At 69.4% G+C, this 11,489-nt stretch carries 11 protein-coding genes; 8 read left to right on the top strand and 3 right to left on the bottom strand.

Annotated elements, in window-relative coordinates:
- Together ACFDS6_RS08310 and ACFDS6_RS08305 are read right to left on the bottom strand one after the other, a co-directional pair.
- The coding region (locus ACFDS6_RS08310) for an FAD-dependent oxidoreductase (protein ID WP_375271726.1) at window positions 1–119 on the bottom strand (119 nt) is incomplete at its 3' end.
- Window positions 116–1,051, bottom strand: a complete 936-nt coding sequence (locus ACFDS6_RS08305; protein WP_375271677.1) for an alpha/beta fold hydrolase — start codon at window positions 1,049–1,051, stop codon at window positions 116–118. The genes ACFDS6_RS08305 and ACFDS6_RS08310, both read right to left, overlap by 4 nt.
- A gap of 50 nt (window positions 1,052–1,101) precedes the next feature.
- Between ACFDS6_RS08305 and ACFDS6_RS08300 the strand changes: the two genes are divergently transcribed.
- The 8 genes from ACFDS6_RS08300 (at window position 1,102) to ACFDS6_RS08265 (ending at window position 8,657) form a co-directional block, all read left to right on the top strand.
- Window positions 1,102–1,575: a prepilin peptidase gene (locus ACFDS6_RS08300; protein WP_375271676.1), complete on the top strand. Its 474-nt coding sequence runs from the start codon at window positions 1,102–1,104 to the stop codon at window positions 1,573–1,575.
- Between the two features lie 63 nt (window positions 1,576–1,638).
- Complete coding sequence (cpaB, locus tag ACFDS6_RS08295) at window positions 1,639–2,679, top strand: Flp pilus assembly protein CpaB (RefSeq protein WP_375271675.1); 1,041 nt, start codon at window positions 1,639–1,641, stop codon at window positions 2,677–2,679.
- A 3-nt stretch (window positions 2,680–2,682) separates the two neighbouring features.
- A complete protein-coding gene (locus tag ACFDS6_RS08290; protein WP_375271674.1) occupies window positions 2,683–4,344 on the top strand; it encodes a type II and III secretion system protein family protein in 1,662 nt (553 codons plus the stop codon).
- A gap of 23 nt (window positions 4,345–4,367) precedes the next feature.
- Window positions 4,368–5,012 (top strand): CpaD family pilus assembly protein, encoded by a 645-nt coding sequence (locus ACFDS6_RS08285; RefSeq protein ID WP_375271673.1) that lies wholly within the window; start codon window positions 4,368–4,370, stop codon window positions 5,010–5,012.
- Complete coding sequence (locus tag ACFDS6_RS08280; protein ID WP_375271672.1) at window positions 5,009–6,310, top strand: pilus assembly protein CpaE; 1,302 nt, start codon at window positions 5,009–5,011, stop codon at window positions 6,308–6,310. The genes ACFDS6_RS08285 and ACFDS6_RS08280 overlap by 4 nt, the downstream gene beginning before the upstream one ends.
- A gap of 36 nt (window positions 6,311–6,346) precedes the next feature.
- Window positions 6,347–7,315, top strand: coding sequence for a type II secretion system F family protein (locus ACFDS6_RS08275; RefSeq protein ID WP_375271671.1), 969 nt, complete (start codon window positions 6,347–6,349; stop codon window positions 7,313–7,315).
- Window positions 7,312–8,319, top strand: coding sequence for a type II secretion system F family protein (locus ACFDS6_RS08270; RefSeq protein WP_375271670.1), 1,008 nt, complete (start codon window positions 7,312–7,314; stop codon window positions 8,317–8,319). The genes ACFDS6_RS08275 and ACFDS6_RS08270 overlap by 4 nt, the downstream gene beginning before the upstream one ends.
- 56 nt (window positions 8,320–8,375) lie before the next feature.
- Window positions 8,376–8,657 (top strand): hypothetical protein, encoded by a 282-nt coding sequence (locus ACFDS6_RS08265; RefSeq protein ID WP_375271669.1) that lies wholly within the window; start codon window positions 8,376–8,378, stop codon window positions 8,655–8,657.
- A 61-nt stretch (window positions 8,658–8,718) separates the two neighbouring features.
- Here ACFDS6_RS08265 and ppdK read toward each other — a convergent pair whose 3' ends face one another.
- The gene (gene ppdK / locus ACFDS6_RS08260) at window positions 8,719–11,421 is read right to left on the bottom strand and encodes a pyruvate, phosphate dikinase (protein WP_375271668.1); all 2,703 of its coding nucleotides are present in this window, start codon (window positions 11,419–11,421) and stop codon (window positions 8,719–8,721) included.
- Window positions 11,422–11,489: the final 68 nt, after the last annotated feature.

Below are 11,489 nucleotides of genomic sequence, written 5' to 3'. Positions count from 1 at the left end.
GCGTGATAGCCGGGCTGGTCCTCCGCCTCGAGCAGCAGCACGCGCGCCCGGTCACTGATCGCGGCGGCGAGGCTCGCCCCGGCGATGCCGGCGCCGACGATCGCGATGTCGTAGTTCACCGGGTAACGCGCCCGAACAGAAACGCGTCGATCGCGGCGAGCGCGCGGTCGCGCACCGGATCGGCCTCGCGCAGCAGCTCGTGCGCGGCCTCCGCGCCGAAGCGCACCACCTTCGCGTCCGGCAGGCGTGCGCCGATCGCCGCGGCGGCGCGCGAGTCGACCAGAGCATCGCGGTCGGCGAGCAGCAGCAGCGTCGGCACGGCCATCGGCGCGAGCGCGGGGTCGCGGCGGAGGCGGTCGGTGGCGGCGAACGCCTCGGCGAGCCACGCCCAGCTGGGTGGGCCGAGCTTGAGCTCGGGCGCTTGCTCGTACCACCAGCCCTCGTCGGCGTAGCGCGCCTCGTCGGCGGTCAGCAGCAGGCGGCGGTCGCGCGCGCCGGGCCGCTCATGCCCCTTCCACGCCGCGCGCGCGGGATCGCCCGCGCGGCGCATCAAGGCGGCGAGCCAGCCGCCGACCCGCGCGCCGACGGGGGAGCGCAACCTCAGCATCGGCGCGACCAGCACCGCGGCGTCGGCATGGATCACGCGGTCGACGAGCGCGCGCAACACCAGGAACCCGCCCATCGAGTGACCGACGACGACGCGCGGCCCGGTGTTCTGCGCCGACCAGCCGCGCCAGAAGTCGGCGAGGTCGGCGATCCACGGCGCGAAGTCGTCGGCGTGGCCGACGTTGCGGTCGGGGGAGAGCCGGCCCGATCCGCCCTGCCCGCGCCAGTCGAACGCCGACACCGACCAGCCGGCATCGTGCCAATGCGCGAAGGCTTCCAGATACTTCTCGAACACGTCGCCGCGCCCGGTCTGGAACAGGATCGCGCCGCGCGGGCTGCTCGCCGGCCAGTCGAAGCGGCGGATCGGCCAGCCGTCGGCGGCGTGCCACGTCGACACGCGGGCATCGGCCGGGATGGCGCGGCGATGGGCGGCGAAACGGGTCATCGCGGGCATGGTTACGGTTTCCTAAGGCATATCGTCTACCCGCCGATTGCATGGATATGGGCATTCTCGTCTGGGCTCTGCCCGCCTGTCTTGGCTTGTTGCTGGTGTCGGCCGGGGTCGAGGACGCGCGCCGGCGCGAGATCGCCAATTGGAAGAACGCCGCGATCGCGCTGCTGGCGCCGTTGTGGTGGTACGCGGTCGGGCTCGACCCGTGGCCGATGATGGCGGTGCAGCTGGGCGTCGCGCTGGTCGCGTTCGCGCTTTTCTGCGGCGCGTTCGCGCTGGGGCAGATGGGCGGCGGCGACGTCAAGCTGATCGGCGCGCTGGCGCTGTGGCTCGCGCCCCTGAACGTCGTCAACATGCTGATCGTCATGTCGCTGGCGGGCGGCGCGCTGACGCTCGCGTTCGTGATCGAGCACAAGTTGCGGCGGCGCGAGGACGCGATCGAGATCCCGTACGGGGTCGCGATCGCCTTTGCCGGACTGCTCGCGCTGCGCGAACCGCTCGTTAACCAATTTTCGTGATGATGGGGGCCGAAGAATCGGCCGCTCCAGCACGATGCCGGACGCAAAGGGGCTAAGGAAAGAATGGACACTCGCAAGGTGGCTCTGCTGATCGGCGCGCTGTTCGTGGCCGCGATCACCGCCTTCATGGCACGCACGCTGATGGCGGGCAGCGCGGCGCCGACCGCGGAGGCGATCCCGATCGCGGCGCCGGTTCCGACCGGCCCCGAGGTGCTGGTCGCGACGCGGGCGCTGCCGGTCGGCACGATCCTGGACGCGACCGCGCTGAAGTTTCAGCCGTGGCCGAGCGAGCTGGTCGAGAACGCTTATTTCAAGAAGGACGGCACCGACATGGCCAAGCTGATCGGCACGGTGGTGCGCCTGCCGATCACCGCGGGTCAGCCGGTGACGCAGGGCGCACTGGTGAAGCCTGGCGACCGCGGCTTCCTGGCCGCGGCGCTGGGCGCGGGGATGCGCGCGGTGACGGTGCCGGTGTCGGCGCAGACCTCGGTCGCGGGCTTCGTGTTTCCGGGCGATCACATCGACCTTATCCTGACGCAGTCGGTCGAGGGCGGCGGCGACGGTGCGCCGCTGAAAACCAGCGAGACGGTGGTACGCAACCTGCGCGTACTCGCCACCGACCAGAGCACCAGCGACGAGAAGGACGACAAGGGCAACACGGTCGTCAAGACCTTCTCCACGGTAACCGTGGAGGCGACGCCGCGGATCGCCGAACAGATCGAGCTCGCGCAGACGCTGGGCAATCTGTCGCTGTCGCTGCGCTCGATTGCGGACACTGCCGGGCAGCTGGAGGAAGCGATCGCGTCGGGCCAGGTCAGCGTCGGCGACGGCGGAAACGAGAAGGCGATGCTCGCCCGCGCGGCGAACATCCCGCAATCGGGCGCGAGCAGCTTCATCACCGGGGCCGACGTGTCCCGGTTCCAGCGCCGCACCGTGCCCGGCAAGCCGAGCAGCGGCGGGATGGCGGCGCCCGCGGCGATGGCCGCGCCGATGGCGCCATCAAACGGGGGCGGCGCGCCGGGCGCATCGCCCGCGCCGACCGGGCCGGTCGTTCGGGTCGCCCGCGGCAACAACGTGACCGAAGTTCCGGTCGGGGGGAAGTAAACCATGCGTTCGTCCACCACGCCGCTCGGCTGGCCGCTGGCCCTCGCCCTGGCGAGCGCTACCGTCACCGCCGCGCCCACCATCGTATCCGCGCAAGCGGGCACCACGACTGCCGCGCCCAGCACCGTGCAGGTGTCGACCAACCGCGGCCGGCTGATCACGCTGGCGCGTCCGATGAGCGACCTGTTCGTCGCCAACCCGGAGATCGCGGACGTCCAGGTCCGCTCGCCCACGCAGCTCTACGTCTTCGGCAAGAAGCCGGGCGAGACGACGGTGTCGGCGACCGCGAAGGGCGGCGCGGTGGTCTATGCCGCCAACGTCCGCGTCGGCAACAATTACGACTCGATCCAGTCGATGCTCAACCTCGCCATGCCCGACGCGCAGATCACCGCGACGCCGATGAACGGCCTGGTGCTGCTGACCGGCACGGTGCGCGGTCCGGAGGACGGTGCGGAGGCCGAGAAGCTGGTCGCGGCGTTCGTCGGCGAGAACACCAAGGTGCTCAGCCGGTTGCGCACCGCGACGCCGCTGCAGGTCAATCTACAGGTCAAGTTCGCGGAAGTGAACCGCAGCTTCCTGAAGAACATCGGCAACAACCTGATCACGCGCGACACGACCAACGGGTTCAACTTCTCCATCGCCTCGGGCCGGGGCGGCAACGCGATCGGCAACGCGAACACGTCGGGCCTGCCGCTGGTCGATGCCTCGGCCCGCTACGGCCTGCCGGCCGGCACGATCCAACTGCCACTCGATCTCAGGACCGGTCAGTTCGTGCTGCCCAATTCGGGCAGTGCCTATTCGTTCGCCGGGAGACCGGACAATGTCCGCTCGTCGCTCGGTTTCGCGGGCAAGCTGCTCGGGCTCGACGTGCTCTCGGCACTCGATCTGGGTGAGCAGAACGGACAGGTGACCTCGCTCGCCAACCCGAACCTGACCGCGCTGTCGGGCGAGACGGGTACGTTCCTGGCCGGCGGCGAGATCCCCATCCCGATCTCGCAGGGGCTGGGCGCGGTGACGATCGAGTACAAGCAGTTCGGCGTCAGCCTAGCCTACACCCCGACCGTGTTGTCGGACGGTCGCATCTCGCTGCGCGTCCGCCCGGAGGTGTCCAACCTCGATTACGCCAACGCGATCGCGGTCGGACAGTCGCGGGTACCCGCGCTGACGACCAGGCGCGCCGAGACGACCGTCGAGCTGGGATCGGGGCAGAGCTTCATGATCGCGGGGCTGATGTCGAACAACCATTCCAACACCTTCGACAAGACGCCGGGCGTCGGCGACGTGCCGGTGCTGGGTGCGCTGTTCCGGTCGAACGCGTTCCAGCGCAACGAGACCGAGCTGGTCATCATCATCACGCCCTACCTGGTCAAGCCGGTCAACGGCAGCGACATCGCGCTGCCGACCGACGGCTACAAGGCGCCGACCGACCTGCAGCGCGTGCTGCTGGGCCAGCTGACCGACGGGCAGAGCGGCGCTGAGCGGCCGAAGCCCACGATGCAGGTCGGCCCCGCGCCCGCCCCCGCGATCGGTGCCGCCGCCGCGCCGCGACCGAACCAGCCGATTCCCGCACCCGCCGCGCCGCCGCGCGCGGCCGCCGATCGCAAGGCGACCAAGCCCGCCGACCGCAAGGGCGCCGCTCCGGCCCCCGGCTTCTCGATCAACTGATGCGCCAGAAAGGGAACAAGCCCATGACCACGCGCCCCCTTCTCCTCGCCGCCGTCGCCGGCGCGACCTTCCTTGCCGGATGCGGCACGGCCAACCGCGGGCTCGAATCGGTGCACCAGCCGGTCGTCACCCGCGCCGACTACGCGCTCGACGTGCAGGCGGGCCCTTCCGGCATCGCGCCGGACGAGGCACGCCGCGTGGTCGGCTGGATGGACACGCTGCGCATCGGCTACGGCGACACGATCGCGCTCGACGCGCCCTACGGCGCCGACCGCCAGACGCGCGGCGACGTGGCGCAGATTGCCGCGCGCTACGGCCTGCTGGTGTCGGAGGAAGCGCCGGTCACCGGATCGCCGGTGGTGCCGGGCACGGTCCGCATCGTCGTCAGCCGCGCGCATGCCGCGGTGCCGGGCTGCGCCGACTGGTCGCGGATGAACGATCCGAACTTCAACGCGCACACCGGATCGAACTACGGGTGCGCCACCAACACCAACCTGGCGGCGATGGTCGCCAACCCGACCGACCTCGTCCGCGGCGCGCCGGGCAGCGGCGCCTATGACGCGGCTACGGGGTCGCGCGCGATCAACACGATGCGCGCGGCGGTGCCGACAGGCAACGGCGGCACCTGGGTCAAGAACCAGGCCGACTCGGTCGGAGAGAAGAAGTGAACGCGCCCTGGCGGCCGGGCGGCCTCGCCAATCGCACCCCGTTCCTCGCCTTCGCCGCGGACGACGCCTCGGCCGACGCGCTGCGCCCGATCGCGTCCGAGATGGGCTGGCCGTCGGACAACGTCCACAAGGGCGGCCTGCGCAACGCGGTGCAGACTCTGTCGGTGTCGACCAGCCCGCACGTGCTGTTCGTCGACCTGTCCGAATCGGGCGATCCGCTGGGCGACATCAACGGGCTGGCCGAGGTGTGCGAGCCCGGCACGGTCGTGATCGCCGCAGGCCAGGTCAACGACGTGCGGCTGTACCGCGACCTGCTGGCATCGGGCATCCACGACTACCTGCTGAAACCCTTCTCCGCCGACATGCTGCGCGACGCCTTCGCGCAGGCGCAGGCGATCATCAACACGCCCAAGGTCAGCGACGCCGGCGGCGATCGCCCGCATTGCGCGATCGCGGTAATCGGGACGCGCGGCGGGGCGGGCGCGTCGACGGTCGCGACCTCGCTCGCCTGGCTGCTGAGCGACAAGGAACAGCGCACCACCGCCCTGCTCGACCTCGACGTGCATTTCGGGACGGGCGCGCTCGCGCTCGACCTCGAGCCCGGACGCGGTCTGACCGACGCGATCGAGAACCCGAGCCGCATCGACGGCTTGTTCATCGAGCGCGCGATGGTGAAGGCATCGGAGAAACTGTCGGTACTCTCCGCCGAGGCGCCGATCAGCCAGCCGGTGATGACCGATGGCGCTGCCTTCTACCAGTTGCAGGAGGAGATGCGCGGCGCGTTCGAGTGCACGGTGGTCGACCTGCCGCGCATGATGCTGGTGCAGCACCCGCACCTTGTCAACGACGTGAACAGCGCGGTGATCGTGACCGAGCTGACGCTCGCCGCCGCGCGCGACACGATCCGGCTGCTGTCGTGGATCCGCAGCAACGCGCCGCAGATGCAGGTCACGGTAGTCGCGAACCGCGTCCATCCCGGCACCACGCAGGAGATCACGCGCAAGGATTTTGAGGGGTCGATCGAGCGCAAGATCGACCTGATCGTGCCATTCGACCAGAAGCTCGCCGCGCAGGCAGCGAAGCTCGGCAAGCCGCTGGCGGAAACGGGCAAGGCGTCGAAGACCGTGCAACCCCTCGTCGATCTCGCCGCGATGCTCTGCGTCAACGACGAGGACGGCAATCCGACGAGCCCCACGGCGAAGGGGGGATCGTTGCTCGGCAAGTTCACCAACCTGAAGGGTCTGGTCGCCAAGAAGGACGCGGGCAAGAAGCCGTCGGCCAAGGCCGCGGCGAAATAGGCGGGCGACGGCGCGCGCGAGGGCAAGGAACGAGGCATGCTGCCACTAATCTTCATCGGGATCGGCGCGCTCGTCACGCTCGGCATGATCCTGTTCGCCTTCGCCGGCCCGTCGGGGCAGAAGGCGAGCAACCGCCGGCTGGTCGCGCTGCGCGAGCGTCATTCCACCTCGATGGAGGGGGCGATGGAGGCGCAGATGCGCCGCATCACCGGGCGCAGCCAGACCAAGGTCGACAAGGCCGCGCTGCGGCTGCTGCCCAACCCGGCCGAGTTGCAGAAACGGCTCAACATGACCGGCAAGAGCTGGACCGTCGGCCAGTACGGCACCGTGTCGCTGGGGCTGGCGGTCGGCCTGACGCTGCTGCTGCTGCTGCGCGGGTTCCCGCTGCTGCTCGCGCTGTTCCTCGCGCTGGGGGTCGGCGCGGGCCTGCCGCACATGGTGGTCGGCAAGGTCATCAAGAAGCGCGTCGCCAAGTTCACCGCCAAGTTCCCCGACGCGATCGAACTCCTCGTCCGCGGGCTCCGCTCGGGCCTGCCGATCACCGAGACGATGTCGGTGGTCGGCGCCGAGGTCGACGGCCCGGTCGGTGAGGAATTCCGCTCGGTCAGCGACAAGATGAAGATCGGGCGCTCGATGGACGTGGCGCTGCAGGAAACGGCCGACCGGCTGGGCACGCCCGAGTTCCAGTTCTTCGTCATCACCATCGCGATCCAGCGCGAGACCGGCGGCAACCTCGCCGAAACGCTCCAGAACCTCGCCACCGTGCTGCGGTCGCGTATGCAGATGAAGCTGAAGATTCGCGCGATGTCGTCGGAGTCGAAGGCGTCGGCCTATATCGTCGGCTCGCTGCCGTTCATCGTCTTCATCCTCATCTGGATGATCAACGGCACGTACATGCAGAATTTCTTCGTCGACCAGCGCCTGATGATCGCGGGTGGCGGCGGCCTGCTGTGGATGAGCATCGGTGCGTTCATCATGGCCAAGATGGTGAGTTTCGAGATATGAACGTCGCGAACGGCCCCACGCTGATGGGCATCGATGTCATCTGGGTCGCGACCCTGCTGTCGGGCGTCGCTGCCGCCGCTGTCATGCTCGCGATCTACGCCGCGCTCAGCGTGCGCGACCCGATGGCCAAGCGCGTCAAGGCGCTCAATGATCGCCGCGAACAGTTGAAGGCGGGGATCACCGCCTCGACCTCGAAGCGCCGCGCCAAGCTGGTCCAGAAAAACGAGACCGCGGATCGCGTGCGCGACATGCTGTCCAGCTTCAAGATGCTGCAGGACGAGCAGGTCAAGGCCGCGCAGGTCAAGCTGCTCCAGGCCGGCATCCGCAAGAAGGACTGGGCGATCGCGGTCATCTTCGGGCGACTGATGCTGCCGATCGTGTTCGGCGGGTTGATGCTGCTGTGGGTCTACGGGCTCGACGCATTCCCGGCATGGGGGCCGCTCAAGCGCTACGCCCTGGTCGCGACGACCTTCATCCTCGCCTATAAGGCGCCCGACATCTACCTGAAGAACCTGATCACCAAGCGAACGGATGCGATCCGCAAGGGGCTGCCCGACGCGCTCGACCTGCTGGTGATCTGCGCGGAGGCCGGCCTGACCGTCGACGCGGCGTTCCACCGCGTGGCGAAGGAACTAGGCAAGGCCTATCCCGAACTGGGTGAGGAGTTCGCGCTGACCGCGATCGAGCTCGGCTTCCTGACCGATCGTCGGCAGGCGTTCGAGAATTTGGCGACGCGCGTCGCGCTCGACGCAGTGAAGGGCGTTGTCACCACCATGGTCCAGACCGAGAAGTACGGCACCCCGCTCGCCAGCGCGCTGCGCGTGCTGTCGGCCGAGTTCCGCAACGAGCGCATGATGCGCGCGGAGGAGAAGGCCGCCCGCCTGCCCGCGATCATGACGGTGCCGCTGATCCTGTTCATCCTGCCGGTGCTGTTCGTCGTCATCCTGGGGCCGGCGGCGTGCTCGATCAGCGACGCCTTCTCCGGCAACGGGCCGGGCGGTTAAGCCAAGGGAACAGCGCTTCGCACGCCTCGTTATGGGAGCGTAACAGGAGGGTAGAAATGCTGTTCACCACCACCACGCAATATATCGCGCTGGTCGTCGCGCTGATCGCGGGATGGCTGTTCGGGCTGGCGAGCCACCCTGGCGGCAAGAAGTGGAAGCAGCGCTACGCCGAGGAGCGCAACGGCCACACGGAGACGCGCCGGGCACTCGAGGCGCGCGTCGCCGAGCTGGAGCGCGACAATGCGCGGCTGGCGAGCGCCATTCCGGTGGCCAGTGCGCCGGATGCGGCGTCGCGCGCCGAGCCGGCGTACCGCGACGAGGATCGCCGCCCGCTCTGAGCGGCGACCGTCAGCAGAACGTGAGGCCGCCGGGGCACCTGCGCCCCAGCGGCCTTCGTCGTTAGCGTGACTTGAGCGCCGCCTGCGCCGCCGCCAGCCGCGCGATCGGCACGCGGTAGGGCGAGGCGCTGACGTAATCGAGCCCGACTTCCTCGCAGAAGGCGATCGAGCCGGGATCGCCGCCGTGCTCGCCGCAGATGCCGAGCTTGATGTCGCCGCGCGTCGCGCGACCGCGCTCGGCGGCGAGGCGGACCAACTCGCCGACCCCCTCGACGTCGAGGCTGACGAACGGGTCCTTGGCGTAGATGCCCTTCTCGACATAGGTGCCCAGGAAGCGCGCGGCGTCGTCGCGGCTGACGCCCAGCGTCGTCTGCGTCAGGTCGTTGGTGCCGAAGGAGAAGAACTCGCCCGTCTCGGCGATCTCGCCCGCCTTCAAGGCCGCGCGGGGCAGCTCGATCATCGTGCCGACGAGATAGGTGATCTCGCGCCCGCGCTCGGCGAAGACGGCCTTCGCCGCGGCGTCGACCACCGCCTTCATTAGGTCGAGCTCGCGCTTGGTGGCGACGAGCGGGATCATGACCTCGGGGATCGGTGCCTCGCCCGATTTTTCCGCCACGTCGATCGCGGCCTCGAAGATCGCGCGCGCCTGCATCTCGTAGATTTCGGGGTAGGTGACCCCCAGGCGGCAGCCGCGGTGACCGAGCATCGGGTTGAACTCGTGCAACTCGGCGGCGCGGCGCTTGAGCTGGTCGACCGCGATTCCCGCGGCCTCGGCAACCTCGGCGAATTCGGCTTCCTCGTGTGGGAGGAATTCGTGCAAGGGAGGATCGAGCAGGCGGACGGTAACGGGCAACCCCGCCATCACCTCGAAGATCGCGGCGAAATCGCTGCGCTGCTCGGGCAGCAGGCGGTCGAGCGCGGCGCGGCGACCGGCCTCGTCCTCGGCGAGGATCATCTGGCGAACCGCGGTGATGCGCGAGGCCTCGAAGAACATGTGCTCGGTGCGGCACAGGCCGACGCCCTCCGCCCCGAAGTCGCGCGCGACCTGGCAGTCGGCAGGCGTCTCGGCGTTGGCGCGGACCTTGAGGCGGCGGACCTCGTCGGCCCATTCCATCAGCGTGCCGAAGTCGCCGGCGAGCTCGGGCTGGATCGTCGCGACCTCGCCCGCCATCACCTCGCCGGTCGAGCCGTCGATCGTGACGGTGTCGCCCTCGCGCACTTCGCGACCCGCGGCGCGCATCACCTTGGCTCGCGCGTCGATCGAGATCGAGCCCGCGCCCGAGACGCACGGGCGGCCCATGCCGCGCGCGACCACCGCGGCGTGGCTGGTCATGCCCCCGCGCGCGGTCAGGATGCCGCGGGCGGCGTGCATGCCGTGGATGTCCTCCGGCGACGTCTCGGTGCGGATCAGGATCACCGACTTGCCGTCGGCGGCGTGGCGCTCGGCGGTGTCGGCGTCGAACACCGCCTCTCCGGAGGCGGCACCGGGCGAGGCGGGCAGCCCCTTGGTCAGGACGTCGCGCTTCGCCTCGGGGTCGAGCGTCGGGTGGAGCAACTGGTCGAGCGCGGCGGGGTCGACGCGGGCGACGGCCTCTTCTCGCGAGATCAGCCCTTCGTTTGCCATGTCGACCGCGATTTTGAGCGCCGCCTTGGCGGTGCGCTTGCCCGAGCGGGTCTGGAGCATCCAGAGCTTGCCCTGCTGCACCGTGAACTCGATGTCCTGCATGTCGCGGTAGTGCGTCTCTAGCCGGTCGAACACGCCCGCCAGCTCGGTGTAGACCTCCGACAGCGCTTCTTCCATCGAGGCGGGCTTGGCACCCGCCTCCTCGCGTGCGGCCTTGGTCAGGTATTGCGGCGTGCGGATGCCGGCGACGACGTCCTCGCCCTGCGCGTTGATCAGGAACTCGCCGTAGTATGCCCGGTCGCCCTTGGAGGGATCGCGGGTGAAGGCGACGCCCGTCGCGCTGGTGTCGCCCATGTTGCCGAACACCATCGCCTGCACGTTGACCGCGGTGCCCCAGTCGGCGGGGATGTCGTTGAGGCGGCGATAGACCTTGGCACGGTCCGACTGCCACGAGCCGAAGACGGCGCCGACCGCGCCCCACAGCTGGTCGTGCTCGTCTTGCGGGAAGGGCTTGCCCCATTGCTGCTCGACCAGCGCCTTGTACTCGTCGACCAAAGCCTTGAGGTCGTCGGCGGAGAGTTCGGTGTCGAGCGTGTAGCCGCGGTCCTCCTTGGCGACCTCCAGCGCTTCCTCGAATGCGCCGTGGTCGAGTTCGAGCACCACGTCGGCGTACATCTGGATGAAGCGGCGATAGCTGTCCCAGGCGAAGCGGGCGTCGCCGCTGGCGGTGGCGAGACCCTGGACCGTCTGGTCGTTCAATCCGAGGTTGAGGACGGTGTCCATCATGCCCGGCATCGAGACGCGCGCGCCCGAGCGGACCGAGACGAGCAAGGGGTCCGACGCGTCGCCGAACGTCTTACCGGTCACCTGCTCGATATGGGCGATGCCGGCGGCGACCTCGTCGCGCAGTGAGTCGGGGAAGCGCTCGCCTTCCTCGTAGTAGCGCGTGCACATCTCGGTCGAGATGGTGAAGCCGGGAGGGACGGGCAGACCGATCGAGGCCATTTCGGCGAGGTTCGCGCCCTTGCCGCCGAGCAGGTTCTTCTGACCCGCCTCCCCTTCCGACGTGCCGCCGCCGAAGCGGTAGACATATTGGACCTTCTCGCTCGCGGTGCTGGCCACCTGATCGTCTCCTGTCATGCTTTATTGTTGCAACGCGGCATAGGCGCGGAAGGGTGCGATGGCCAGTGGGGCGGCGGCGGGGCGCC

This window comes from Sphingomonas sp., assembly GCF_042095875.1.
Taxonomy (GTDB): Bacteria; Pseudomonadota; Alphaproteobacteria; order Sphingomonadales; family Sphingomonadaceae; genus Sphingomonas.
Note: the sequence above shows the minus strand (reverse complement) of the source record. Positions and strands in the feature narration are given on the sequence as shown.